Annotated in this window: 22 protein-coding genes and 4 tRNA genes; 13 read left to right on the forward strand and 13 right to left on the reverse strand. The window is 68.9% G+C overall.

Features of this window, described 5'->3' with window-relative positions; genetic code table 11:
- Nucleotides 1-51 precede the first annotated feature (51 nt).
- Nucleotides 52-966, forward strand: a complete 915-nt coding sequence (locus tag ACWGO0_RS02680) for a phosphoribosylaminoimidazolesuccinocarboxamide synthase (protein WP_453526870.1) — start codon at nt 52-54, stop codon at nt 964-966.
- Between the two features lie 88 nt (nt 967-1,054).
- Here the strand turns inward: ACWGO0_RS02680 and ACWGO0_RS02685 are convergent.
- The 8 genes from ACWGO0_RS02685 to ACWGO0_RS02720 form a co-directional block, all read right to left on the reverse strand.
- Nucleotides 1,055-1,130, reverse strand: a tRNA-Gly gene (locus ACWGO0_RS02685).
- Between the two features lie 23 nt (nt 1,131-1,153).
- Complete coding sequence (locus ACWGO0_RS02690) at nt 1,154-1,780, reverse strand: response regulator transcription factor (protein WP_453526873.1); 627 nt, start codon at nt 1,778-1,780, stop codon at nt 1,154-1,156.
- Nucleotides 1,777-3,180, reverse strand: a complete 1,404-nt coding sequence (locus tag ACWGO0_RS02695; protein ID WP_453526876.1) for a sensor histidine kinase — start codon at nt 3,178-3,180, stop codon at nt 1,777-1,779. Before ACWGO0_RS02695 ends, ACWGO0_RS02690 begins: the two co-directional genes overlap by 4 nt.
- A 9-nt stretch (nt 3,181-3,189) precedes the next feature.
- Nucleotides 3,190-3,960, reverse strand: coding sequence for an ABC transporter permease (locus ACWGO0_RS02700; RefSeq protein WP_453526879.1), 771 nt, complete (start codon nt 3,958-3,960; stop codon nt 3,190-3,192).
- Complete coding sequence (locus ACWGO0_RS02705) at nt 3,957-4,913, reverse strand: ABC transporter ATP-binding protein (protein ID WP_453526882.1); 957 nt, start codon at nt 4,911-4,913, stop codon at nt 3,957-3,959. The genes ACWGO0_RS02700 and ACWGO0_RS02705 overlap by 4 nt, the downstream gene beginning before the upstream one ends.
- 169 nt (nt 4,914-5,082) lie before the next feature.
- Nucleotides 5,083-5,155, reverse strand: a tRNA-Gly gene (locus tag ACWGO0_RS02710).
- Nucleotides 5,156-5,234: 79 nt separating this feature from the next.
- Nucleotides 5,235-5,306: transfer RNA gene (locus ACWGO0_RS02715), tRNA-Gly, on the reverse strand.
- 152 nt (nt 5,307-5,458) lie between these two features.
- Nucleotides 5,459-5,794 carry a histone-like nucleoid-structuring protein Lsr2 gene (locus tag ACWGO0_RS02720; protein ID WP_453526885.1) on the reverse strand — a complete coding sequence of 112 codons (336 nt, stop codon included), beginning with the start codon at nt 5,792-5,794 and terminating at the stop codon, nt 5,459-5,461.
- 386 nt (nt 5,795-6,180) lie between these two features.
- On the opposite strand from ACWGO0_RS02720, the gene purS reads away from it, so the two are divergent.
- From purS to purM, 9 genes are all read left to right on the forward strand, one after another.
- Nucleotides 6,181-6,432 (forward strand): phosphoribosylformylglycinamidine synthase subunit PurS, encoded by a 252-nt coding sequence (gene purS, locus ACWGO0_RS02725; protein WP_145798409.1) that lies wholly within the window; start codon nt 6,181-6,183, stop codon nt 6,430-6,432.
- Nucleotides 6,429-7,133, forward strand: a complete 705-nt coding sequence (gene purQ, locus ACWGO0_RS02730) for a phosphoribosylformylglycinamidine synthase subunit PurQ (RefSeq protein ID WP_453526888.1) — start codon at nt 6,429-6,431, stop codon at nt 7,131-7,133. Before purS ends, purQ begins: the two co-directional genes overlap by 4 nt.
- Nucleotides 7,130-9,379: a phosphoribosylformylglycinamidine synthase subunit PurL gene (gene purL, locus ACWGO0_RS02735; RefSeq protein WP_453526891.1), complete on the forward strand. Its 2,250-nt coding sequence runs from the start codon at nt 7,130-7,132 to the stop codon at nt 9,377-9,379. The genes purQ and purL overlap by 4 nt, the downstream gene beginning before the upstream one ends.
- Before the next feature lie 103 nt (nt 9,380-9,482).
- A complete protein-coding gene (locus ACWGO0_RS02740) occupies nt 9,483-10,022 on the forward strand; it encodes an ArsR/SmtB family transcription factor (protein WP_453526894.1) in 540 nt (179 codons plus the stop codon).
- A 62-nt stretch (nt 10,023-10,084) separates the two neighbouring features.
- Nucleotides 10,085-10,972, forward strand: a complete 888-nt coding sequence (locus tag ACWGO0_RS02745) for a M23 family metallopeptidase (RefSeq protein ID WP_453526897.1) — start codon at nt 10,085-10,087, stop codon at nt 10,970-10,972.
- A gap of 21 nt (nt 10,973-10,993) precedes the next feature.
- The gene (locus tag ACWGO0_RS02750; RefSeq protein WP_453526900.1) at nt 10,994-11,794 is read left to right on the forward strand and encodes a sterol carrier family protein; all 801 of its coding nucleotides are present in this window, start codon (nt 10,994-10,996) and stop codon (nt 11,792-11,794) included.
- Between the two features lie 37 nt (nt 11,795-11,831).
- Entirely contained in the window at nt 11,832-12,659 is an 828-nt protein-coding gene (locus ACWGO0_RS02755; RefSeq protein ID WP_453526903.1) for an META domain-containing protein, read from the forward strand.
- A gap of 396 nt (nt 12,660-13,055) precedes the next feature.
- A complete protein-coding gene (gene purF, locus ACWGO0_RS02760; RefSeq protein WP_453526906.1) occupies nt 13,056-14,582 on the forward strand; it encodes an amidophosphoribosyltransferase in 1,527 nt (508 codons plus the stop codon).
- Between the two features lie 60 nt (nt 14,583-14,642).
- The gene (gene purM, locus ACWGO0_RS02765; protein ID WP_453526909.1) at nt 14,643-15,716 is read left to right on the forward strand and encodes a phosphoribosylformylglycinamidine cyclo-ligase; all 1,074 of its coding nucleotides are present in this window, start codon (nt 14,643-14,645) and stop codon (nt 15,714-15,716) included.
- 134 nt (nt 15,717-15,850) lie between these two features.
- Here purM and ACWGO0_RS02770 read toward each other — a convergent pair whose 3' ends face one another.
- Both ACWGO0_RS02770 and ACWGO0_RS02775 read right to left on the reverse strand, forming a co-directional pair.
- Complete coding sequence (locus ACWGO0_RS02770) at nt 15,851-16,099, reverse strand: DUF3073 domain-containing protein (RefSeq protein ID WP_453526912.1); 249 nt, start codon at nt 16,097-16,099, stop codon at nt 15,851-15,853.
- Between the two features lie 301 nt (nt 16,100-16,400).
- Nucleotides 16,401-17,483 (reverse strand): Leu/Phe/Val dehydrogenase, encoded by a 1,083-nt coding sequence (locus ACWGO0_RS02775; RefSeq protein WP_453526915.1) that lies wholly within the window; start codon nt 17,481-17,483, stop codon nt 16,401-16,403.
- A gap of 176 nt (nt 17,484-17,659) precedes the next feature.
- On the opposite strand from ACWGO0_RS02775, the gene ACWGO0_RS02780 reads away from it, so the two are divergent.
- Together ACWGO0_RS02780 and bldC are read left to right on the forward strand one after the other, a co-directional pair.
- Nucleotides 17,660-18,505, forward strand: coding sequence for a hypothetical protein (locus ACWGO0_RS02780; protein ID WP_453526918.1), 846 nt, complete (start codon nt 17,660-17,662; stop codon nt 18,503-18,505).
- Between the two features lie 631 nt (nt 18,506-19,136).
- Nucleotides 19,137-19,343 carry a developmental transcriptional regulator BldC gene (gene bldC / locus ACWGO0_RS02785; protein ID WP_003949541.1) on the forward strand — a complete coding sequence of 69 codons (207 nt, stop codon included), beginning with the start codon at nt 19,137-19,139 and terminating at the stop codon, nt 19,341-19,343.
- A 476-nt stretch (nt 19,344-19,819) separates the two neighbouring features.
- On the opposite strand, the gene ACWGO0_RS02790 is transcribed toward bldC, so the two are convergent.
- The 3 genes from ACWGO0_RS02790 to hrpA all read right to left on the reverse strand — a co-directional run bounded on the left by ACWGO0_RS02790 (nt 19,820) and on the right by hrpA (nt 24,396).
- Nucleotides 19,820-20,125 carry a DUF6274 family protein gene (locus tag ACWGO0_RS02790; RefSeq protein ID WP_453526921.1) on the reverse strand — a complete coding sequence of 102 codons (306 nt, stop codon included), beginning with the start codon at nt 20,123-20,125 and terminating at the stop codon, nt 19,820-19,822.
- A gap of 152 nt (nt 20,126-20,277) precedes the next feature.
- Nucleotides 20,278-20,352 (reverse strand) — tRNA-Asp (locus ACWGO0_RS02795).
- Between the two features lie 123 nt (nt 20,353-20,475).
- Entirely contained in the window at nt 20,476-24,396 is a 3,921-nt protein-coding gene (gene hrpA / locus ACWGO0_RS02800; protein ID WP_453526924.1) for an ATP-dependent RNA helicase HrpA, read from the reverse strand.
- Nucleotides 24,397-24,549: 153 nt separating this feature from the next.
- Here hrpA and ACWGO0_RS02805 point away from each other — a divergent pair, with 153 nt between their 5' ends.
- The gene (locus tag ACWGO0_RS02805; RefSeq protein WP_453526927.1) at nt 24,550-24,915 is read left to right on the forward strand and encodes a hypothetical protein; all 366 of its coding nucleotides are present in this window, start codon (nt 24,550-24,552) and stop codon (nt 24,913-24,915) included.
- Nucleotides 24,916-24,950: the final 35 nt, after the last annotated feature.

The raw sequence follows: 24,950 nt of genomic DNA on the forward strand, positions 1-24,950 counted from the left end.
TCGATACGGGACAATCGGAACGACTCCTGGATCAACCTACGCGGAGGCAGCGTGTCCGGTTTCGTAGAAAAGCCCGAGCCCGTGCGGGTCCCGGGTCTCACCCACCTGCACACAGGCAAGGTGCGCGACCTGTACCGGAACGAGGCGGGCGACCTCGTCATGGTCGCCAGCGACCGTATGTCCGCGTACGACTGGGTCCTGCCCACCGAGATCCCGGACAAGGGCCGCGTCCTCACCCAGCTCTCGCTGTGGTGGTTCGACCAGCTCGCCGATCTCGTACCGAACCACGTCCTGTCCACGGAGCTCCCCGCCGGAGCCCCCGCGGACTGGGCCGGCCGCACGCTGATCTGCAAGTCGCTGCGGATGGTGCCCGTCGAGTGCGTCGCGCGCGGCTATCTGACCGGTTCCGGTCTCGTCGAGTACAACGCGTCCCGCACCGTCTGCGGCCTCGGCCTCCCCGAGGGCCTCGTCGACGGCTCCGAGCTCCCGGCGCCGATCTTCACGCCCGCCACCAAGGCGGCCGTCGGGGACCACGACGAGAACGTGAGTTACGAGGAAGTGGTCCGGGAGGTCGGCGCTGAGACGGCCGCCCAACTGCGCCGGACGACCCTCGATGTGTACGGCCGGGCACGCGACATCGCGCGTGAGCGCGGGATCATCCTCGCCGACACGAAGTTCGAGTTCGGCTTCGCTACCAACGGTGAGGGCCAGGACGAGTTGATCATCGGCGACGAGGTGCTGACCCCGGACTCCTCGCGCTTCTGGCCCGCCACCACCTGGGAGCCGGGCAGGGCTCAGCCCTCGTACGACAAGCAGTTCGTGCGTGACTGGCTGACCTCGCCGGCCTCCGGCTGGGACCGCAAGAGCGAGCAGCCGCCCCCGGCGCTGCCCCAGGAGATCGTGGACGCGACCCGCGCCAAGTACATCGACGCGTACGAGCTGCTGACCGGCACCACCTGGTCGTAACGCCGTAGCGGGGGCCCTGCCAAGAGCAGGGCCCCCGCCACGCAGACACGAAGAAGGCCCCGGTCACGAGGACCGGGGCCTTCTTGCGTGGAGCGAACGACGAGGTTCGAACTCGCGACCTCAACCTTGGCAAGGTTGCGCTCTACCAGCTGAGCTACGTTCGCATTGCGCCGAAGCGCGATGCCTACTATACCCAACCTCGATCCCGTGCGAGACGCACCGCCGCATGACGGTTCTCCGCACCGAGTTTGGAGACGGCGGCCGAGAGATAGTTCCGCACCGTCCCCTGGGTCAGCGACGCCCGCTCGGCGATCTCCGCCACCGGTGCTCCGTCCGCCGCCAGTTCCAGCACCTCGGCCTCCCGGGCGGTCAGCGGAGAGTCCCCCGCGGAGATCGCGTCGGCGGCCAACTCCGGGTCCACATAACGGCTTCCGGCGTGCACGGTACGGATGATCTCGGCCAGCCGCCGGGCGCTCACCGTCTTCGGTACGAAGCCACGCACGCCCGCCGCGAGCGCCCGCTTCAGATGTCCGGGCCGCCCGTGACTCGTCACGATCATGGTCCGGCAGCCGGGCAGATCGGCCCGCAGCGATGTGGCGACCTTCACACCGTCCGCCCCCGGCATCTCCAGATCGAGGACCGCGACATCGGGGCGGTGCGCCAGCGCCATGGCGATCGCCTCGGGTCCCGTCGCCGCCTCCGCGACCACGACGAGGTCGTCCTCCAGTGCGAGCAGCGCGGCGAGCGCGCCCCGGATCAGATGCTCGTCATCGGCGAGCAGGACCCGAACGGGGTGTGGTGGCGCGGATGTCATCGTTCCTCCAGAAGGGTCGGCAGGAGCGCCGGGCCGGCGGTCGGCGGCAGGTCGGCCGGTACGGGCGGCCCCTGCTGCGGCACCCGCAGCGGCACCGTCGCGGTCAGGCGGAAGAGGCCGTTGCCCGCCAGGCCGGCCTCCAGGGAACCGTCGATCGCACCGAGCCGCTCCCGCAGCCCGTCCAGGCCCGAGCCCCCACCCGGACCGCCACCATCGCAGCCATCCCTGCCATCACTGCTGAAAACGCCACTGCCGCCCACCGACGCATCCCCGCTTCCGGGCGCACCGGCCGCCCCCGCGGACACGGCCCCGTCGTTCTCGACCTCCAGCCGCACCGAGGTCTCCGTCCGCCGGATCCGGATCGTGCACCGCCGCGGGTCGCCGTGGCGCAGCACGTTGGTCGCCGCCTCACGCACGACCCAGCCGAGCGCCGACTGCACCGGCGCCGCCAGCCGCCCCCCGTCGGCCCCTGAACCGGTGAGGAGGTCGGCGCCCTCGGTGGTGCAGGCGATCCCGGCCGCCCGCAACACGCTCTGGGCGCCCATGAGTTCCGTACTCAGATCGGCTTCCCGGTATCCCCGTACGACATCGCGCACTTCCTGCTGGGAGGCGCGGGCGATCCGCTGCACCTCGACCATCTGGTCCACCGCCTCGGGCCTGCCGCGCTGGGCGAGCTCCACGGCGAGTTCGCTCTTCAGCGCGATGACGGCCAGATTCCGGCCCAGCACGTCGTGCATGTCCCGCCCGAACCGCAGGCGCTCCTCCGCGACCGCGAGCCGCGCCTCCACGTCCCGGGCCTCGCGGAGCTTCCACATCACGTCCAGCATCCAGGCTGAGCAGCGCGAAGTGATCACGACCCAGCCGCCCCAGAAGCCGACCGACATCACGCAGCCGGTCACCAGCTCACGGCCGCCGCCGATGAGCACGGCCGCCCCGCACACCACCCCGAGCAGGCACACGTGCGCAGCGGCCAGGGTCCGCCGCCGTGCGATCAGGCTGGTCCACATGCCGAAGGGCACCACGGCCGAACCGAGCGCGATCCACAGTTCGGGGAACTCCGTGGGCCCGGCCTGGGCGGCGAGCCACAGCGTCGCCGCCAGATTCCCGGCCATCAGAGCCGCGCCGGCCAGCAGTTGGGCGCGGGCAACGGTCGCACGCCCCAGGTACGCCTCCAGGGAGACCGACGTCATTCGTGTGGCGTGGACGCCCTGGGCCACCGCGAGCAGACAGCTGAGGACGATCGACCAGGGGTCGGCCGACGCACGGACGGGCCGGGTCACCGACAGTGCCGCCTGCCCGGCGACTCCCAGCCACACCAGGGCGTACAGCGTCGAGCGTGTGTAGAGATCAACCTTGTCGAACCCGCTGCGGCCCCGCCAGCCCCGTACCCGTACCCACACAATGACCCCTCAGCGCCGCGGGTCCCAGCGGAACCACCGCTGCCCAGCAAACACCGCGTTCGCGGTCCAAGCCAGCGTGGTCAGTGCGGCCCCCAGCAGATCCTGGCTCTCCGTGCCGCCCAGCCAGCCGGCCCGTACGAGAGTCATCGTCCCGGTCAGCGGCAGCAGTTCGCACAGCGAGGCCACCCGCTCGGGGAAGACCTCCAGCGGTACGAAGAGGCCCGAGCCCAGCATCGAGACGAAGAACAGCGGCAGCGTCGTGAGCTGCGCGGTCTGCACGGTGCGGGTCAGCGCGGAGGTGGCCGCCGCCAGCGCGGTCAGCAGTACGAGGCCCAGCAGCAGCCCCGCGACGAGCAGTTCGGGCCGCTGAGGTGCCCCGAGACCGAAGGCGATCGTGCCGACCGCGACGATCAGCACGCTCTGGGCGAGCGCCAGCAGAACCGAAGGCAGGGCGGTCCCGGTGAGGATCTCGCGGTCGGAGACCTCCCCCGTACGCAGCCGCTTGAGGACGAGTTCCTCGCGCCGGGCCACGTACGAGGAGACCAGGTTCATGTAGACGACCTGGAGCAGGACCATGCCGATGCCCCCGGACAGGGCCGCGCCGGCCACGGTCAGCCCGGTACCGCCGAGGTCCATCCGGTCCAGTGAGGACTTCATCGCGACGATCATGATCAGCGGCATCAGGAGCGCGACGAAGACGGCCGTCCTGTTGCGGATGAGGAGGGTCAGCTCGGCGCGTCCGAGCGCGCTCAGCCGTCTCGTAACCGTGGTGCTCGTCATGCCGTGGCCACCCTCTCGGTCTTCGGGTCCGTCGTCGCGATGTCGAGGAACGCGTCTTCGAGCGAGGCGGAACGGGCATCGAGCCCGACGAGCTGTACGCCGGACTCCCGGGCCCAGCCGAGCAGTTCGTGGAGGGACTCCTGGAGCCGATGGGTACGGATCTCGATCCGGCGGCCCTCGCCGCCGGCCCGCAGCGACAGCGGAAGCTGAGCCACGCGTACCCCTTCGGGCAGCTCGAACCGGATCCGGGACGGCCGCGCGGCCGTCACCTCGGCGGTCGTCCCGGATGCCACGATCCGCCCCTGGTGCATGATCGCCAGCCGGTCCGCGAGCTCCTCGGCCTCTTCCAGGTAGTGCGTGGTCAGCAGCACCGTCGTTCCGCTGTCGCGCAGGCCCCGCACCAGTTCCCAGGTGTCGCGCCGGCCCTCCGCGTCGAGTCCGGTCGTCGGCTCGTCGAGGAAGAGGACCTCGGGCCGCGAGGTGAGGGCGAGCGCTAGGTCGAGGCGCCGTTTCTCGCCGCCGGACAGCTGCTTGACCCGTACCCGGGCGCGGCCGGACAATCCGACCAGCTCGATCGTCTCGCCCTCGGGACGGGCATTGCTGGTGCAGGCCGACCACATCCGTACGGTCTCGGCGACCGTCAGATCGGACGGGAAGCCGCCCTCCTGGAGCATCACGCCGGTCCGGGGGCGGACGGCCGCTCGTTCGCGGTACGGGTCGTGGCCGAGGACGCGCACCATTCCGCTGTCGGGTCCGGCCAGGCCCTCCAGGAGTTCGACGGTGGAGGTCTTGCCCGCGCCGTTCGTCCCGAGCAGGGCGAACAGCTCGCCCCGGGCCACCGAGAAGGAGACCCCGGAAACGGCCTCGAAGCCGCCGGCGTAACTGCGCCGTACCTCGTCCGCCTCGATCACGGCAGCGCTCGCGCCGTGCTTGAGAATGTCGTCGCTGGTCATGACTTCAGACTTCCGCCGGTACGGGCCCGGGGGCAGTGCGCCCTGTCATCACTGCTCATGACAAACGTCATGGCGGACCGGGTGTGAATGGCGCGGGATATCGGGGAAATCCGAGGAGGCGTACGACAAAGGCCCTGACCGATGAAATCGGTCAGGGCCTTTGATCAAGAGCGGACGACCAGGTTCGAACTGGCGACCTCAACCTTGGCAAGGTTGCGCTCTACCAACTGAGCTACGTCCGCATTGCTGCCACTCGGCTTTCACCGGTGGAGCGCTCACCACTCTACCTGATCCACTAAGTGGTCAGACAGTGTGATGCAGAGCGGGTGACAGGAATTGCACACTGCGCCTTCCCCCTGGAAGGGGGATGTTCTACTACTGAACTACACCCGCACGCGGCTCGGGATCCGGCCTTTCGGCCTCGCCCCTCGGCGTGCTCCAGACTCTAGCCGACCTGCAGGGGTGTCGCGCAAGTCGGCTCCCCGCGGGTGTCGCGAGGAGAGTCCGGAGCGGGCGCCGGGAGGGGGCTTCCGCGGCGGCGCCTCTCAACTGGCGGCGTGGAACGCCTCGTAGACCTTCTTGGGAATCCGGCCCCGGGCCGGCACCTCCATCCGGTGCGACCGGGCCCAGGCGCGCACGGCCGCCGGGTCGGGAGCGAGCGACGTGTGGTGGTACGAGACGGGAGTCTTGCCGTGCTTGCCGGCATTTGTCTGCTTCCGGCCGGCCGCCATGTAGGGCGCCAGCGTCTTGCGCAGTTTCTTCGCATTGGCGGGATTGAGGTCGATCTCGTACGACTTCCCGTCCAGGGCGAAGGTGACCGTTTCCGCCGCTGTTCCCCCGTCGATGTCGTCGGAGAGCGTAACCACTACGCGCTGAGCCACGGATATCGGTCCTTTCCTACGGCACCGCCGCGTCTGACATGCGGTGATGCCGGCCTTCCGGCTGTTAGGCGGATGCGGATCGACTGGCGTCGACTGTTCCTGGGGTGATGAGGCTTTCCCCTGGTAATCATTTGTACAGCGATGGGTGCCGCATTGTGAAGCCCAGGCAATTGTTTCAGCGTGTCCGCACGAAGACGCCGGTGCAATCCGGTGAGGATTATTTTTCCAGGACTTTCCCCGCATGTTGTCGCTACCGATATCTCGGCGTGATCTGCGCCGTCCGATATCTACCCGCGTAGAATTTCTGGCCAGGTACGCTGAGTGGACCCGCGGGGGTCTGGGGAACCCCCCGGAGACACAGCCGCACCACACCACCGGGAGTGCCAGTGGCACGCGTCGTAGTCGACGTCATGCTCAAGCCGGAGATCCTCGACCCGCAGGGACAGGCTGTGCAGCGCGCACTGCCCCGTCTCGGCTTCGAAGGAATCGCGGACGTACGTCAGGGAAAGCGTTTCGAGCTCGAGGTCGAGGGGCCGGTCGACGCCGCAGCCCTCGCCCGCATTAACGAGATGGCCGAGACCTTCCTCGCCAACACCGTCATCGAGGACTTCGTCGTGAAGGTGGAGGAGGAGAAGTGACCGCTCGTATCGGCGTCGTCACTTTTCCCGGCACCCTCGACGACCGGGACAGCCTGCGGGCCGTCCGGATCGCTGGCGCCGAACCCGTATCCCTCTGGCACCGCGACAAGGACCTGCACCAGGTCGACGCCGTGGTCCTTGCGGGCGGTTTCTCGTACGGCGACTATCTGCGGGCCGGAGCCATCTCCCGTTTCTCGCCGGTGATGGAGACCATCATCGAGCAGGCGAAGGCGGGCATGCCGGTCCTCGGCATCTGCAACGGCTTCCAGATTCTGACCGAGGCACATCTGCTGCCCGGCGCCATGCTGCGCAACAACCACCTCCACTTCATCTGCCGTGACCAGAAGCTGAAGGTGGAGAACGCGGCGACCGCGTGGACCTCGGACTACTCCGACGGCCAGGAGATCTCCGTACCTCTGAAGAACGTGGACGGCCGGTACACCGCCGACGAGCGCACGCTCGACGAGCTGGAGGCCGAGGGCCGCGTCGCGTTCCGCTACTTGGCCACCGGCGAAGCCGCTGATGGTTACAGCAACCCGAACGGGTCGCTCCGCGACATCGCCGGCATCACCAACGCCGCGGGCAATGTCGTCGGTCTGATGCCGCACCCGGAACACGCCGTCGAGCCGCTGATCGGCACCGGTCGCACCGACGGTCTCGGATTCTTCACCTCGATCATCAAGAAGCTGGTCAACGCATGAGCCTGGATACGGTCAAGCACGCGGCCGAGACCCCGGACGCCGAGCAGCCCTGGAAGGAACTCGGCCTCAAGGAGGACGAGTACGCCAAGATCCGCGAGATCCTGGACCGCCGTCCCACCGGTGCCGAGCTCGCCATGTACTCCGTGATGTGGTCCGAGCACTGCTCCTACAAGAGCAGCAAGGTCCACCTCAAGCAGTTCGGCGAGAAGGTCCCCGAGAACGACGCGATGCTCGTCGGCATCGGCGAGAACGCCGGTGTGGTCGACGTCGGCCAGGGGTACGCGGTCACCTTCAAGGTCGAGTCGCACAACCACCCCTCGTACATCGAGCCCTACCAGGGCGCGGCCACCGGCGTCGGCGGCATCGTCCGCGACATCCTCGCCATGGGTGCCCGTCCGGTCGCGGTCGTCGACCCGCTGCGCTTCGGTGCGGCCGACCACCCCGACACCCGGCGTGTCCTGCCGGGCATCGTCGCGGGCATCGGCGGATACGGGAACTGTCTCGGTCTGCCGAACATCGGCGGCGAGGTCGTCTTCGACGCCTGCTACCAGGGCAACCCGCTCGTCAACGCCGGCTGCATCGGCGTGATGAAGCACGAGGACATCCACCTGGCCCAGGCTTCCGGCCCCGGCAACAAGGTGATCCTTTACGGCGCCCGAACCGGCGGCGACGGCATCGGCGGCGTCTCCGTGCTGGCCTCGGAGACCTTCGACGACACCAAGCCCACCAAGCGCCCCGCGGTCCAGGTCGGCGACCCGTTCCAGGAGAAGCTCCTCATCGAGTGCACCCTGGAGATCTTCAAGGAGAAGCTGGTCGCGGGCATCCAGGACCTCGGCGGCGCCGGGCTCTCCTGCGCCACGAGCGAGCTGGCCTCCGCGGGCTCCGGCGGTATGCGCGTCGAGCTGGACACCGTGCCGCTGCGCGACTCCTCCCTCTCGCCCGAGGAAATCCTCATGAGCGAGTCGCAGGAGCGCATGTGCGCGATCGTCGAGCCTCAGCACGTCGAGCGCTTCATGGAGATCTGCGAGAAGTGGGACGTCATCGCCACCGTCATCGGTGAGGTGACCGAGGGTTCGCAGCTGGAGATCTTCTGGCACGGCGAGCAGATCGTCGACGTACCGCCGCGGTCCGTCGCCCACGAGGGCCCGACGTACCACCGCCCGTACGCCCGTCCCTCCTGGCAGGACGCGCTCCAGGCCGACGACGCGGGCAAGCTCGCCCGTCCGGCCGATGGTGCCGAGCTGCGCGAGCAGGTCCTCAAGCTGGTCGCTTCCCCGAACCAGGCATCCAAGTCCTGGATCACCGACCAGTACGACCGCTTCGTGCAGGGCAACACCGTGCTCGCGATGCCCGAGGACGCCGGCATGGTCCGGATCGACGAGAAGTCGAACCTGGGCGTGGCCATGGCGACCGACGGCAACGGCCGGTACGCGAAGCTCGACCCGTACACGGGTGCGCAGCTCGCGCTGGCGGAGTCGTACCGCAATGTCGCCGCGTCCGGCGCCAAGCCGCTCGCGATCTCGGACTGCCTGAACTTCGGTTCGCCCGAGGACCCGGACGTCATGTGGCAGTTCGCCGAGGCCACCCGTGGTCTCGCGGACGGCTGCCTGGAGCTCGGCACCCCGGTCACCGGCGGCAATGTGTCGCTGTACAACCAGACCGGCGAGACGGCGATCCACCCGACGCCGGTCGTGGCCGTGCTCGGTGTGATCGACGACGTCACGCGGCGTACGCCGGTCGCCTTCGCGGAAGAGGGCCAGCTCCTCTACCTGCTGGGTGACACGCACGAGGAGTTCGGCGGCTCGGCCTGGTCCGAGGTCATCCACCAGCACCTCGGCGGCATGCCGCCCAAGGTCGACCTGGGCCGCGAGAAGCTGCTCGGCGAGATCCTGATCTCGGCGTCCCGCGACGGCATGATCGACGCGGCGCACGACCTCTCGGACGGCGGCCTGATCCAGGCGGTCACTGAGTCCTGCCTGCGCGGTGGGAAGGGTGCACGGATCGTCGTGCCGGACGGTCTCGACGCGTTCACCTTCCTCTTCTCCGAGTCGGCCGGGCGCGCGATCGTCTCGATCCCGCGCAGCGAGGAGCTCCGCTTCAACGACATGTGCGGTGCGCGGGGTCTGCCCGTGACCCGGATCGGTGTCGTGGACGGCGAGGAGATCGAGGTCCAGGGCGAGTTCAGCATTCCGCTGAGCGAGCTGCGCACTGCGCACGAGGCGATCATTCCCGCGCTGTTCGGCTGAGCCGTACCGCTCACGTTCCGCTGAAGCCCCTGTCCGGATGTCCGGGCAGGGGCTTCTTCGTTGCCCTCTTGTGCGGGATTACGTAATTACGTAATATGCTGTCATGGAGCTTGAGGAGCGTGTCACCGAGCTGGAGCGGCGCCTTGCCGCGCTGGAGCGGCCGACGGGTGCGGAGCCTGCCGCCCGCGCGGACGGGCCCCGCGTCGACGCCGATTTCTGGGCGCTGGATGGGCTGAAACGGCAGCTCGACGGCGCCGGGGACGCCACGGCCGACGGCGGAGTGCTCTACACGGGTGCGGTGCGCCTGCCGACGGGCGAGCAGTACGAGTGGCAGTACGGCGCACTCACCGCACAGCTGCTGGGCTCGGACGAGGATCCGGGGGACTGGTCGGACGCCGCCGAGTCCCTGTCAGCCCTCGGCCATCCGGTACGGCTGCGCCTGCTGCGCGAGATCCTCGCCGGCCACCGCACCGCCGCCGAGCTGACCGGCCTCGACGGGGTCGGTACGACGGGCCAGATCTACCACCATCTGCGCCAACTGGCCGGTGCCGGCTGGCTGCACACGACGGGCCGCGGACGGTACGAGGTGCCGGGCGCCCGGGTCGTGCCGCTCCTGGTGGTGCTGACGGCGGGGAGACGCTGAGCCGAGCCGATCCCGCACCCACACCGAGCCGACAGACCGAGGGGGACACCATCACCATGACCATGTCCGTACGCAAAGCCGCCATGATTCTGTACCGCTGCTGCTGGATCGCCTTCGTCGTGCTGGTGATCATGAGCTTCGTGGCCGATCCGCTGATCCCCTACAAGCTGCCGCTCGTGCCGGCGGCCATCGCGATCGTCATCGGTTTCGTGGTGGGCCGCCGCGGCCGTACGGCAGGTGCGAAGGCGGTTCCTCCGGTGGAGGTCGAGTCACCGGTGACCGGCCGCTGGACCGCGCTGAACAGCCCGGCGGACAAGGTGCCCAGCCATGGCACACACGGCTACGGACAGACGTACGCGATCGACATCGTGGCCGAACCGGAGGGCGAAGAGGCCATGGTCCGCCCGGCGTTCCGATGGCTGTGGCCGGTCGTCCGCCGCAACCGCGACTTCCCGGCCTTCGACGCCCCGCTGCTCGCGGTCGCGGACGGCACCGTGGTGCGAGCGAGCCACGGTCAGCGCGACCACCTCAGCCGCAACTCCGGTCCGGCTCTCGCCTATCTGATGCTGATCGAGGCTTCGGTCCGCGATATGACGAGCGCGCACAGAATCGTCGGGAACCACCTCGTTCTCGACCTCGGCGACGGTACGTACGCGATGTACGCCCACCTGCGGCGCGGCTCGCTCCTGGTGAAGGCGGGGGACACGGTCCGGGCCGGGCAGGAGCTCGCCCGCTGCGGGAATTCGGGCAACTCCACCGAGCCGCACGTCCACTTCCAGCTGATGGACGACCCGGACCTGGATGTGGCACGCGGTGTCCCGTTCACCTGGCGGGGCATAGGCGTACCGGCCAACGGCGAGTCCTTCACAGCAGGGGACTCCACGGCAGGGGACTCCACGGGAGACCTTCCCCCCGCTTCTTCCGTCGCAGACCTCCGGGAATGGTCGTAGCCGCCCGTTGGTTGCCCCCGTATGCCTCCGGCCAAGAAGCGCTTGCGCACGTATGACGCCATCAGAACCCGGGCCGCGGTCCTGGCCCAGTTCGGCCATGTCCGGGAAGCCGTCCGTGCCCTGACGCCCGAGCAGCTGGCACTGCCGACCAGGCTGGGGGACTGGACCGTGCAGGAGCTCGCCGCACACCTCACAATGGCGCTCTCCCGCGTCACGACCAGCCTGGAGCTGCCCGAACCGGTCGGTCCGAAGCCCGGTCTCGCCCTGCTGGAGTGGCCGTTCTCCACAGCGGGCCGCGCGGACGGCATCGCCGACGACACCAGGGCACTGGCCGCCGCTCACCCGGACCTCGACGCGCTGTACGAGGAGGTCGCCGGCTGCTTCGACGCGCTGGTGCCCGCCGTACCCGGGGACCGGCTGGTCGCGACCAGGGCCGGGACGATGCGGCTCGGAGACTTCCTGGTCACCCGCACCGTCGAGCTGGTCGCGCACACCGACGACCTCAACGCGGCGACCGGCCTGGACATCCCGTACGACCGGCAGGCACTCGCCGCCTGCACCCGGCTGCTCGCCGACGCCCTCGCGGACAAGGCCCCGGGCGGTTCGGTCGAGGTACGGATCCCGCCCTTCGCCGTCGTCCAGTGCATCGGCGGCCCCAAGCACACCCGTGGCACACCGCCCAACGTCGTCGAGACGGGGCCGCTCGTCTGGGCCCGGCTCGCCACCGGCCGTACGAGCTGGGCGGACGCACTCGAAGCGGCGGAGGTCAGCGCGAGCGGTGAGCGGGCCGATCTCGCCGCACTGCTGCCGCTGATGAGCTGAGGGGAACCGGATCGCCTCCCCGATCCGTCCCAGGGCCATGCACACGCAACGTATGGCTGTCAGCGTCCTGGCCCTCCTCACCCTCGCCGCCTGCGGCACGGAGTCGGGTTCCGGAACCGGCTCCGGCACGGGAGCCGGCGACGGCAGCGGCACTGTGCGGACCGACCTGCCCGTCACCGACGTCCGCTGGAGCGTCGAGTCCCTGACGGTCGACGGGAAGAAGTCCACCGCACCGGCCGGTGCCCACGTCGAGATCGACCCCAAGGGCCGGGCGACCGGAAACCTCGGCTGCAACCACTACACGGCCGATGCCCGCATCGAGGGCGACAAGGTGACCCTCGGGCAGGGGACCACCACCGAGATGGCGTGCGAGAAGGACGTGCAGGACTTCGAGAACGCCATGTCCCGCGCGTTCACCGGCACCCTCAAGGCCGCCGTGGTGAACAAGACCCTGACCCTGACCACGACCAAGGGGGACACCATCACCCTCACGTCCGAGCCCCCGGCCCCCCTCACCGGCACCACCTGGACCGTCACCACCCTGACCAAGGGCGAGACCGCGGAGTCCCTGCCCGCCGAAACTCGGGACAAGGCGCGCCTCACCTTCGGCAAGGACGGCACGGTGGAGGGCAACCTCGGCTGCAACAGTTTCCACGGCAAGGCGACGGTCGCCGGCTCCTCCATCACCTTCGGGCCGATCGCCTCCACCCGGAAGATGTGCGGGGAGGCCGAGATGGATGTCGAGCGGTCGATGCTCGCCGTCCTCAAGGGGAAGACGACGTACGAGATCGACCACCACGCCCTGTCCCTCACCGCCGAGAACGGCAACGGAATCAGTGCCTCCGCTTCTGAGGGCGAGAAGTGAGGGCAAGAGGCAGCGCCCCGGAATCCGTCCCGTCCGCTCCCTCCCGGGCACTTCCCGGCCGCCCCGTGGTGTGAGGCTCGCCACGAAACGAGCGTTCGGCCAGCGGTTCCCGCGACGGGTCCCCGGGTCACCGAGTGCCACGACACGGGCTCGACGGCCCGGTGCGGCCGATGGCTTGAACCGAGCGGTAACCCGCCGCCAATCCGGGCGCCTGCCGCCCAAAGCGTGCAGGCGGCCTGTCCGGCCACCGCCCCGCGATCACACGGAGTGATCGTCCGGGGGTGCGTGGGGGGCTCGTCCGGAGCGGCCTCCACGCACGCCCGCAGTGCTTCAACAGCCCATGTGTGACAGGCAGCGAATTCGGACCGGTGGTCGATCTCGCCTACACTCGGTGGTGTGCCTCGTGGTGATGGACGACTCAACCACGACCTGCTCCCCGGAGAGAAAGGCCCCCAGGACGCTTGTGGCGTCTTCGGTGTCTGGGCTCCGGGCGAAGAGGTCGCCAAGCTCACCTATTTCGGACTGTATGCCCTGCAGCACCGTGGACAGGAGTCCGCGGGCATCGCAGTGAGCAACGGGTCCCAGATCCTGGTCTTCAAGGACATGGGACTGGTCTCGCAGGTCTTCGACGAAACCTCTCTGGGATCTCTCCAGGGCCATATCGCGGTCGGTCATGCCCGCTACTCCACCACCGGTGCCTCGGTGTGGGAGAACGCGCAGCCGACGTTCCGTGCCACCGCGCACGGCTCGATCGCCCTGGGTCACAACGGCAACCTGGTCAATACGGCCCAGCTCGCCGAGATGGTCGCCGACCTCCCTCGCAGGGACGGCCGCGCCACCCAGGTGGCCGCGACCAACGACACCGACCTCGTGACCGCGCTGCTCGCCGGCCAGACCGATGACGACGACAAGCCGCTCACCATCGAGGAAGCCGCCGCCAAGGTGCTCCCCGAGGTGAAGGGCGCGTTCTCGCTCGTCTTCATGGACGAGCACACGCTGTACGCCGCCCGCGACCCGCAGGGCATCCGCCCGCTGGTCCTCGGGCGCCTGGAGCGTGGCTGGGTGGTGGCCTCCGAGTCCGCCGCCCTCGACATCTGCGGTGCCAGCTATGTCCGTGAGGTCGAGCCGGGCGAGATGATCGCCATCGACGAGAACGGCCTGCGCACCTCCCGCTTCGCGGAAGCGAAGCCCAAGGGCTGTGTCTTCGAGTACGTGTACCTGGCCCGCCCCGACACCGACATCGCCGGGCGGAACGTCTACCTCTCCCGTGTGGAGATGGGCCGCAGACTGGCCGCCGAGGCCCCGGTCGAGGCGGATCTGGTCATAGCGACTCCGGAATCCGGCACCCCTGCCGCGATCGGATACGCGGAAGCCAGCGGAATCCCGTTCGGCGCCGGACTGGTCAAGAACGCCTACGTCGGCCGGACCTTCATCCAGCCGTCCCAGACCATCCGCCAGCTGGGCATCCGCCTCAAGCTGAACCCGCTCAAGGAAGTCATCAAGGGCAAGCGCCTGGTGGTCGTCGACGACTCGATCGTCCGCGGCAACACCCAGCGCGCACTGGTCCGGATGCTCCGCGAGGCCGGTGCAGCCGAGATCCACATCCGGATCTCCTCCCCGCCGGTCAAGTGGCCCTGCTTCTTCGGCATCGACTTCGCGACCCGCGCCGAGCTGATCGCCAACGGCATGTCGGTCGACGAGATCGCCACCTCGATGGGCGCCGACTCGCTCTCGTACATCTCGCTCGACGCGATGATCGAGGCGACGACGATCCCCAAGCAGAACCTCTGCCGCGCCTGCTTCGACGGTGAATACCCGATGCAGCTCCCGGACCCGGAGCTGCTGGGCAAGCAGCTGCTGGAGACCGAGCTGGCGGCCGGCCCCGCCGCGACCGCGGCGGCCGACGCGCTGCGTCGTCCGTGACCCGGAACGACCGGCGCTTCCCCCACCAGCCCCGTATTTCCACACGAAAGATCCCAGGCAATGTCTGAGACAACAGGTGCTTCCTACGCGGCAGCGGGCGTCGACATCGAAGCCGGTGACCGTGCCGTCGAGCTGATGAAGGAGTGGGTGAAGAAGACGAAGCGGGCTGAAGTCGAGGGACTTGGCGGCCTGGGCGGATTCGCCGGCCTCTTCGACGCCTCGGCGCTCAAGCGTTACGAGCGTCCGCTCCTCGCATCCGCCACCGACGGTGTCGGCACGAAGGTCGACCTCGCCCGTCAGATGGGCGTGTACGACACCATCGGCCACGACCTCGTCGGCATGGTCGTCGACGACCTGGTCGTCTGCGGCGCGGAACCGCTCTTCATGACCGACTACATCTGTGTCGGCAAGGTGCATCCCGAGCGTGTCGCGGCCATCGTGAAGGGCATCGCCGAAGGCTGTGTCCTCGCCGGCTGCGCCCTGGTCGGCGGCGAGACCGCCGAGCACCCGGGCCTCCTCGGCCCCGACGACTTCGATGTGGCGGGCGCCGGTACGGGCGTGGTCGAGGCCGATCACCTGCTCGGCCCGGACCGTATCCGTAAGGGTGACGCGGTCATCGCGATGGCGTCCTCCGGTCTTCACTCCAACGGGTACTCGCTGGTCCGCCACGTGGTCTTCGACCGCGCCGGCTGGTCGCTGGACCGTCAGGTCGAGGAGTTCGGCCGGACGCTCGGCGAGGAGCTCCTGGAGCCCACCAAGATCTACTCGCTGGACTGCCTGGCACTGACCCGTACGACCGAGGTGCACGGCTTCAGCCACGTCACAGGCGGCGGTCTGGCCAACAACCTCGCCCGGGTGATCCCGGACGCGCTGCACGCCACCGTGGACCGCTCCACGTGGACGCCCGGCGCGGTCTTCGACCTGGTCGGCAAGGCCGGACAGGTCGAGCGGCTGGAGCTGGAGAAGACGCTCAACATGGGCGTCGGCATGATCGCGATCGTCCCCGCCGACTCGGTGGACGCAGCGCTCACGACGCTGGCCGACCGGGGTGTCGAATCCTGGGTCGCCGGTGAGATCACGGACCGGGGTGCGCACACCTCGGGCGCCGAGCTCGTGGGCGACTACGCGAAGTAGGCAGTACGGGATGGGTCACCGGGATCGTCCGGTGACCCACGCCGTCATCGGGCGCCGGCCGGACCCGGGTGCGTCAGGACAGCACAAAACCCGGTCCGAGCAGGCCCGGACCGGGTTGTTGTGTCAGCGCGAGGTCAAGCGCGGCGCTGTGACGACGGACCGGACTGATCGTCCTCGTCGTCGTCATCGTTGTACTGATCCGCGTACTGTGCGTACGGGTCATCTTCCTCGTCGTCGTCCTCGAACGGCTCAGCGTTCGGTGGCTGACTCGAAGGTGATGCGCCCAGCTCATTGGCCAGACGCGACAGGTCAGTCCCGCCGCTGCTGTACTTCAGCTGACGGGCGACCTTGGTCTGCTTGGCCTTTGCCCGGCCGCGCCCCATGGCTCGACCCCCTCGGTGACGGGGCTCGACGGCCCCAGAGTCTTGACACGCGTTCATGTTTCAGGACGGACTCCCGGCTGAGAGACCGCGCCTGTAGGGCTTTAACGGTACCTGCTTCCGTGGCCATACGGTACGCCGCCCGCATGAAGTGCCCCGGAAGCGACCCGGCGAGGAGCCCCGTCCTCGCTGGTCAACTGCGATTTTAACCTCTTCTTGGCGCCCGACCCGCCGACCGGCGTGAGTCTTGTCTCGCCGGCCGGCGGCCGTGTCCGGTGTCAGGACCCGGAGGTCCCGTCACCGGTCAGTTACCGCGCGCTTCCGCCATCCGCTGTTCGGCGATCCTGTCGGCCGCCGCGGCCGGCGGAATTCCATCCGCCTTCGCACGTGCGAATATGGCCAGCGTGGTGTCGAAGATCTTCGTGGCCTTCGCCTTGCACCGGTCGAAGTCGAACCCGTGGAGCTCGTCGGCGACCTGGATCACGCCACCGGCGTTCACCACGTAGTCGGGTGCGTACAGGATCGAGCGGTCGGCCAGGTCCTTCTCCACACCCGGGTGCGCGAGCTGGTTGTTGGCGGCGCCGCACACCACCTTCGCGGTGAGCACCGGCACGGAGTCGTCGTTCAGGGCTCCGCCGAGCGCGCACGGGGCGTAGATGTCCAGGCCCTCGGTACGGATCAGCGCGTCGGTGTCCGCGGCCACCGCGACCTCGGGGTGCAGGTCGGTGATCCGGCGTACCGACTCCTCCCGAACGTCCGTGATGACGACCACGGCGCCGTCCGCCAGCAGGTGCTCGACCAGGTGGTGGCCGACCTTGCCGACGCCGGCGACACCGACCTTCCGGCCGCGCAGGGTCGGGTCGCCCCACAGGTGCTGCGCGGAGGCCCGCATGCCCTGGAAGACACCGAAGGCGGTGAGGACGGAGGAGTCGCCCGCGCCACCGTTCTCGGGGGAGCGGCCGGTGGTCCAGCGGCACTCGCGGGCCACGACGTCCATGTCGGCGACGTACGTGCCGACGTCGCAGGCGGTCACGTAGCGCCCGCCGAGCGAGGCGACGAACCGGCCGTAGGCCAGCAGCAGTTCCTCGCTCTTGATCTTGTCCGGGTCGCCGATGATGACGGCCTTGCCGCCACCGTGGTCGAGGCCGGCCATGGCGTTCTTGTACGACATGCCCCGCGCCAGATTCAGCGCGTCCGCGACGGCCTCCTCCTCGGAGGCGTACGGATAGAAGCGGGTGCCGCCGAGGGCCGGGCCCAGGGCGGTGGAGTGGATGGCGATGACGGCCTTGAGGCCGCTGGCACGGTCCTGGCAGAGCACGACTTGTTCGTGGCCCCCCTGATCCGAGTGGAACAGGGTGTGCAGGACGCCGTCGGTCACATCGGTCACTGTGGTGACTCCCAAGTACGAAGCGGCGGAAAGGCCCTCCTGAAGGTGGGGAGGGCCCCGGGCCGACCGGCACGGTCGGTCCGATGGGCAAGAGCGTAAGTCCTCCGCGTACGCGGATCCGTGCCGGTCCCGAGGATCACCCCCTGGCGGAGTACGGGCGTGACACGATTCGGCGCATGTCGGTGGTGTCTTCAGTGCTCGTCCCTTACTCGTCCTACCTGCGGGTGTACGAGCCGCTCGCCGCCTTTCCCGGGCCCGAACGCGCCCACTGGGCCCGGTACGCGGAGCGTTCCGCCTTCCCCACCGCCCAGGACGAACTGCGTCGTTCGCTGGCCGACTTGGCTCCCACCCCGCCCGTGGGGGTGCCCGTGCACGAGAGCGCGGACGCTTTCGTCGCGGAGGTGGACGGCGTGGTGTGTGTCTGCCCGTGGCGTACCCGGCTGCGGGGATGGCTGGCTCTGGAGGAATTGGAGGGGATGTTTCCGGCCACTGTGCTCGACGCGGTGCTGCCGCCTGTGGTGCGGGGCCAGGCGCTCACCGACTACGAGCGGTGGCGGGAGCGGAATCCGGATGCCCGGCCGTGGATCCGCACCGCGGTGTGGCAGGTTCCGGTGCGCTGGTTCGTGCTCTTCGCCGACGAGGAGCGTGAGTACGAGGAGGCGGGCGCCGACGGCGGGTCGCCCGTGCTGCGCTACCGGACCCCGATGGTGCAGGCGCGGCGCCGGCTGGCGCGGGCGCTGAAGACCCTGCGGGAGACCGTCGACCAAGGGCCGCTGACCGAGGGCCTGGTGGATGTGGGCCGCTGGCTGGAGGAATTCCACCCGCGCGCGCTGGTCGAGCTCGACTACGGGGGGCTGGTCCACGCGCTGTCCGGGGAGCACCTCGCCGGGGACCGCTCGGCGGCGGATGTGACCGAGGGCATCGCCGCGCTGCGGGCCGGGGACCGGGACGGGGCGGGCGTGGCGTACGCGCGTCTCGCCGAGCGCTGGCGCGCGGTTCGGGACCGTCAGTTCGCCAACTGATCCCAAACCTGCCTATGCGTAGCTAATGGGGCAGAGGTGCATTAACCGGCGCATAGACGTCCGAGCCGGAGTGCATCTACGCTTTTTGTAGTGAACCGAGGCGCGCTCCGGTGAGCTGACGGGGCGTGAAGATGCGTCCTGAGTGGCCCGTGTGGCGAGTGAGGCGGAAGAGTACGCCGCTGAGGCCAGGACCTACGTCCCGAACCGGGCCTTTGCCTCAAGCGTGACGGATAGCACTAACGGCGCCCTTGCGCCCATCCCCACTCCTCGTGCCAAAATAGGACAAGGAGTCCGGGGAGGACTCCTTCCGTCTAACTATGGGCGGAAAGCTCGGCATTGCACTCTATGGGGGGTCTGATGACTCCTGATCGCTCTGTGACTGATCGTCACTGTGACGTGACTGTCCGCTATGGCATGGTCCATCGGCTTCCGTCGCTGATGAACACCTGGGAGGGCAATTCCATCGGTTTGGCCGACGCGGCTGAGTGGATGGTGTAGTTGTAGTGCCGAGGACAAGCCGTTCGTCCTATAACCGACTCGGCCCGCGTCCGCCATTTCGGGCAACGCGGGTCAAGGTGCAGAATTTAGAGGAAAGAACCGAGAAGGTTCGGTTCTCCCGAGGAGGCCGCTCATGACCGCTCGCACCCCTGATGCCGAGCCGCTGCTGACCCCGGCTGAGGTTGCCACGATGTTCCGCGTGGACCCGAAGACGGTCACCCGTTGGGCCAAGGCTGGCAAGCTCACGTCCATCCGCACGCTCGGTGGGCATCGCCGGTACCGCGAGGCAGAGGTCCGCGCACTGCTTGCGGGTATTCCGCAGCAGCGCAGCGAGGCCTGACACACCCCTGTCGCCGCGCCATAACTGGGCACTGTCGGGTCCCCCAACCCTAGTCGCCCACCCATAGCTCCACTAGCTCCACATGACGGACGCCTGCCCCAACGGGCGTCATACCTATGCATTACGGGTACGTCACCCGATCGCGCTGGACTCCGCCGGGTCCAGCGCGATTTTTTTGTGCCCGAACGGCCGGGGGCGGGGCTGTGTGCGGGCCACTGGACGGCTCTGTTCGTCGACCGTGTGCGGACCTGTCCGGGGCCGCGAGTGGGCCTCTCAGAGGCTCCGGGCCGGCCCCGTCCGAACGGCTCCGGGTGCACCTGGATGAGAGTGCAATTGCACATATTAAATTCGCCAGTTGTAAGAAGGGGGTAAAGCCACCCCTTCCCAAAACTCATTCGGTGACTCCCGTCACACCGGCTGAGGCTTGCCAACTCCCAGCCTGCCACTGCCGGGAAGCGGATGGGCCCGGCCATTGGTCATGTCGTGGCGGGACTTTCGTCCTCGTTCTCCTCTGCGGCGCGCTGCGGCCCGGACGGCTCCGACGGCTCTGGCGGCTCGTCCGGGGCCGATATGCCGCCGCCCGGCGCTTCGGGGTCCTCGGAGGGGCGGGAGGGGCCCAGAAAGGCCCCGGACGGCCCCGACGCCGTCGTGGGCTCCAGGGCGAGGCGGAGCAGCCGATGGCAGATCGGGCAGTGCCGGGTGAGGTGGCGGTAGCCGGACGCCGCCGCCAGGTGGGCGCGCAGCAGCGCGCGGGTTTCGTGCCGTGCTGTGGACGCAGACATACGTGCCACCTCCCGGTGGGCCCGCGCAGCCCCTCGCCCGAGGAGAGCCGAGGGAAACAGGGGCAGCCTCTGCTCTACGGGTTACCCGTGGCAGATGACGCAGTCAAGACGCACGAAAGCCCGGATCAGAGGATCCGGGCTTTCGTTTACTGCGGTCCTGACGGGATTTGAACCCGCGGCCTCCACCTTGACAGGGTGGCGAGCACTCCAAACTGCTCCACAGGACCAGGTTTTCGCGGCTGCCTTGCGGCTGGCTGCGAAACCAGACTGTACAGGAGGTCGGAGGGTGCGGTCGAACTCACCCAGGGTGGCGGCACTGTTACGGGGCGACATGCCTCCGACGACCCCGATCAGGGTGCCGCCGCGTCGATCGCCTTGATGATCCGCTTGTCCGATACGGGCTGCGCCGTGCCCAGGGCGTGGGCGAAGTAGCTGACCCGCAGCTCCTCGATCATCCAGCGGATGTCGAGCACCTCCTGGGGCACCGGCCGCCCCTGCGGCAGCTGCTCCAGCAGCCAGGCGTACTCGTCCTGCATCTCGTGGACCTTCGCCATGCGCGTGGTGTCGCGCTGGACGGCCGTCGGCATCTGCTGGAGCCGGCGGTCCGCCGCCACCAGGTAGCGCATCAGGTCGGGCAGCCGCCGCAGCCCGGTCGCCGTGACGAAGCCCGGCGGTACGAGAACGGCGAGCTGGTCCCGTACATCCGTGACGTTGTTGACCAGCGTCAGGCTGCTGGTGGACTTCAGGCGCCGCTCGCACGCCTGCCAGGCCGCCAGGATCTGCTGCACCTGCCCGATCGTGCGGACCGTGAGGTCCACGAGGTCGGCGCGCACCTTGTCGTACAGCTTCCGGAACGACTCCTCGTCCCAGGCCGGGCCGCCGTGGGCGGCGATCAGCCGGTCGGCCGCCGCGGTCGCGCAGTCGTCGAACAGCGCCTGGATGGAGCCGTGCGGATTGCGCGACAGGGCCAGCTTCTGCTGGTTGGTCAGCTTGTCCGATGCGAACTTGGCGGGGTTCACCGGGATGTTGAGCAGGATCAGCTTCCGGGTGCCCCGCCACATCGCCTGCTGCTGCTCGGCCTCGGTGTCGAAGAGCCGCACGGCCACTGTCTCGCCCTGGTCGACGAGGGCCGGAAACGCCTTGACCGGCTGCCCCGCCCGACGTGTCTCGAAGACCCGGTTCAGCGTGCCGATCGTCCAGTCGGTGAGGCCCGAACGCTCGATGGACTCGCCCGTGGGCCCGGCGGTGGCCGCGGCGGCCTTGGAGAGGGCCTGGCGGGCCTTCGGGCGCAGCTGGAGCTTCAGCGCGTCCAGATCCTTGTCCTCGGCCACCGTGCGGCGCCGCTCGTCGACGATCCGGAAGGTGATCTTCAGATGGTCCGGAACCCGGGTCAGGTCGAAGTCGTCGGCCTTCACCGGGACGCCGACCATCCGCTGGAGCTCACGGGCCAGCGTGAACGGCAGCGGCTCCTGGAGGGGTACGGCCCGGTCCAGGAACTTGCCCGCGTAGTCCGGAGCCGGGACGTAGTGCCGGCGGATCGGCTTGGGCAGTGAGCGGATCAGCTCCGTGACCACGTCCTGGCGCAGGCCCGGGATCTGCCAGTCGAAGCCCTCCGAAGTGACCTGGTTGAGCACCTGGAGCGGGACGTGGACGGTCACACCGTCGGCGTCCGCACCGGGCTCGAACTGGTACGTCACCCGGAACTTCAGCTTCCCCTGGCGCCAGGAGTCCGGGTAGTCGTCCTTGGTGACGGCCCCGGCCTTCTCGTTGATGAGCATCGAACGCTCGAAGTCGAGCGCGTCCGGCTCGTCCCCGCGCTTGTGCTTCCACCAGGAGTCGAAGTGCGCCCCGGAGACCACATGCTCGGGAATCCGCTGGTCGTAGAAGTCGAAGAGCGTCTCGTCGTCCACGAGGATGTCGCGGCGCCGTGCACGGTGCTCCAACTCCTCGACCTCGCCCAGGAGTTTGCGGTTGTCGTGGAAGAACTGGTGGTGCGTACGCCAGTCGCCCTCGACCAGTGCGCTCCGGATGAACAGCTCGCGTGACGCCTCTTGGTCGATACGGCCGAAATTGATCTTGCGCTGGGCGACGATGGGCACCCCGTAGAGCGTGACCCGCTCGTACGCCATGACCGCCGCCTGGTCCTTCTCCCAGTGCGGTTCGCTGTACGTGCGCTTCAGCAGATGCCCGGCGAGCGGTTCGATCCACTCCGGCTCGACCTTCGCGTTGACCCGCGCCCACAGCCGGGACGTCTCGACCAGCTCGGCCGACATCACGAAGCGGGGCTGCTTCTTGAACAGCGCCGAACCGGGGAAGATCGCGAACTTGGCGTTGCGCGCGCCCACGTACTCGTTCTTCTCGGTGTCCTTCAGCCCGATGTGCGACAGCAGACCCGCCAGCAGCGAGGTGTGCACCGACTGCTCCGGCGCGTCGGACTCCTTCACCTCGATGCCCATCTGCTTGGCCACCGTACGCAGCTGGGAGTAGATGTCCTGCCACTCACGGATGCGCAGGAAGTTCAGATACTCCTGCTTGCACATCCGGCGGAAGCTGGAGGAGCCGCGCTCCTTCTGCTGCTCGCGGACGTAGCGCCACAGATTCAGGTACGCCAGGAAGTCCGAGGTCTCGTCCTTGAAGCGGGCGTGCTGCTGATCGGCCTGCGTCTGCTTCTCCGAGGGCCGCTCGCGCGGGTCCTGGATGGAGAGCGCGGCGGCGATCACCATGACCTCGCGCGCACAGCCGTTGCGCTCGGCCTCGACGACCATGCGGGCAAGGCGCGGGTCGACGGGCAGCTGCGAGAGCTTGCGCCCCAGAGGTGTGAGCCTCTTCTTGGGGTCCTTCTCATTCGGGTCCAGCGCACCGAGTTCTTGCAGCAGCTGCACACCGTCACGGATGTTGCGGTGGTCCGGCGGGTCGATGAACGGGAACTTCTCGATCTCACCGAGGCCGGCCGCGGTCATCTGAAGGATGACGGAGGCCAGATTCGTACGGAGGATCTCCGGGTCCGTGAACTCCGGACGGCTCACGAAGTCGTCCTCGGAGTACAGCCGGATGCAGATGCCGTCCGAGGTACGGCCGCAGCGGCCCTTGCGCTGGTTGGCGCTGGCCTGCGAGATCCGCTCGATCGGCAGCCGCTGGACCTTCGTGCGGTGGCTGTAGCGGGAGATACGGGCGTTGCCCGGGTCGATCACGTACTTGATGCCGGGGACGGTCAGCGAGGTCTCGGCGACGTTCGTCGCGAGGACGATCCTGCGGCCCGTGTGGCGCTGGAACACGCGGTGCTGCTCGGCGTGCGAGAGACGGGCGTAGAGGGGGAGCACCTCGGTATGTCTGAGGTTGCGTTTGTTCAGCGCGTCCGCGGTGTCGCGGATCTCCCGCTCGCCGGAGAGGAAGACGAGGACGTCCCCGTGGGGCTCCGAGTGGAGCTCGTCCACTGCGTCGCAGATCGCGGTGATCTGGTCGCGGTCGGAGTCCTCACTGTCCTCTTCGAGGAGAGGACGGTAGCGGACCTCGACCGGATACGTACGCCCGCTGACCTCCACGATCGGCGCCTCGCCGAAGTGGCGCGCGAAGCGCTCGGGGTCGATGGTCGCCGAGGTGATGACGACCTTCAGGTCCGGGCGCTTGGGCAGCAGCCTGGCCAGATAGCCGAGCAGGAAGTCGATGTTCAGCGACCGCTCGTGCGCCTCGTCGATGATGATCGTGTCGTACGCCAGCAGCTCGCGGTCCGTCTGGATCTCGGCCAGCAGGATGCCGTCCGTCATCAGCTTCACGAACGTCGCGTCCGGGTTCACCTGATCGGTGAACCGGACCTTCCAGCCGACGGCCTCGCCGAGCGGCGTGTCCAGCTCCTCGGCGATGCGCTCCGCGACCGTACGGGCCGCGATCCGGCGGGGCTGGGTGTGCCCGATCATGCCCCGGACGCCGCGCCCCAGCTCCATACAGATCTTGGGGATCTGCGTGGTCTTCCCGGAGCCGGTCTCACCGGCGACGATCACGACCTGATGGTCGCGTATCGCCTCCAGGATCTCGTCCTTCTTCTGGCTGACGGGCAGCTGTTCCGGGTACGACAGAGCGGGCATCCGCGAGGCGCGCCCCGCGAGCCGCTCGGCCGCCTTTCCGGCCTCGGCCGCGATCTCGTCCAGCACGGACTGTCGGGCCTCGGGCTTACGGATGCGGCGCGCACCCTCGAGACGCCGGCCGAGCCGGTTCGCGTCGCGGAGTGAGAGCTGTCCGAGCTGTGACTGGAGATCGGCAAAGGAAGTAGACATACGGGTCCCAGGATCGCACCCGGGCGCGAGGAGTGGCGAACGCATTTCGCGCGGTCTCCGTCACTCCCTCGGTGACCGCGGGGTGGGGCGGCATCACACCACGTACCATTTCGGGCAACTGATCACCCGCACCCTTCCCGAGAGGCCGGTCCCGTGTCCCGTACGCAGTGGTGCTGCCTGATGGCGGTGCTCACGGTCGTACTCGGGCTGTTCTGCGGACCCGCGGTCGCACTCGACGCCACCCCGGCGCCCACCGGCTCCACGGTCGTGGCCGTCGCCGGCCCCGCCGCTGACGGGTCGCGCGCACCGGGCTGCGGCAAGGGCAGGAACCACGACGGCACCGAGCCCGCCGTCCCCACCCGGGGCCGCGCCGCGCACGACCAGGCGCCGGGCCTCGCCGCATGGGGCCTGCCGGCCGCCACCGGGGCGGGACCCGCGGAACCTCTCGTACGGGTCACGATGCGCGGTCCCGTACCCGCGACGCCCACCCCGATAGAACTCTCCGTGCTGAGGGTGTAGTCGGCGGCGGTTCGTCCCGCAGCCGTTCCCCTTCC

This window comes from Streptomyces sp. NPDC055749, assembly GCF_053617235.1.

Coding starts and splice junctions, on each gene's coding strand:
- ACWGO0_RS02700 (WP_453526879.1), bottom strand. CDS start 3,960: ATGACGAGCACCACGGTTACGAGACGGCTGAGCGCGCTCGGACGCGCC.
- ACWGO0_RS02755 (WP_453526903.1), top strand. CDS start 11,832: ATGCACACGCAACGTATGGCTGTCAGCGTCCTGGCCCTCCTCACCCTC.
- hrpA (WP_453526924.1), bottom strand. CDS start 24,396: ATGTCTACTTCCTTTGCCGATCTCCAGTCACAGCTCGGACAGCTCTCA.
- purM (WP_453526909.1), top strand. CDS start 14,643: ATGTCTGAGACAACAGGTGCTTCCTACGCGGCAGCGGGCGTCGACATC.
- purL (WP_453526891.1), top strand. CDS start 7,130: ATGAGCCTGGATACGGTCAAGCACGCGGCCGAGACCCCGGACGCCGAG.
- ACWGO0_RS02780 (WP_453526918.1), top strand. CDS start 17,660: ATGTCGGTGGTGTCTTCAGTGCTCGTCCCTTACTCGTCCTACCTGCGG.
- ACWGO0_RS02770 (WP_453526912.1), bottom strand. CDS start 16,099: ATGGGGCGCGGCCGGGCAAAGGCCAAGCAGACCAAGGTCGCCCGTCAG.
- ACWGO0_RS02705 (WP_453526882.1), bottom strand. CDS start 4,913: ATGACCAGCGACGACATTCTCAAGCACGGCGCGAGCGCTGCCGTGATC.
- ACWGO0_RS02745 (WP_453526897.1), top strand. CDS start 10,085: ATGTCCGTACGCAAAGCCGCCATGATTCTGTACCGCTGCTGCTGGATC.
- ACWGO0_RS02790 (WP_453526921.1), bottom strand. CDS start 20,125: ATGTCTGCGTCCACAGCACGGCACGAAACCCGCGCGCTGCTGCGCGCC.
- ACWGO0_RS02750 (WP_453526900.1), top strand. CDS start 10,994: ATGCCTCCGGCCAAGAAGCGCTTGCGCACGTATGACGCCATCAGAACC.
- ACWGO0_RS02740 (WP_453526894.1), top strand. CDS start 9,483: ATGGAGCTTGAGGAGCGTGTCACCGAGCTGGAGCGGCGCCTTGCCGCG.
- bldC (WP_003949541.1), top strand. CDS start 19,137: ATGACCGCTCGCACCCCTGATGCCGAGCCGCTGCTGACCCCGGCTGAG.
- ACWGO0_RS02690 (WP_453526873.1), bottom strand. CDS start 1,780: ATGACATCCGCGCCACCACACCCCGTTCGGGTCCTGCTCGCCGATGAC.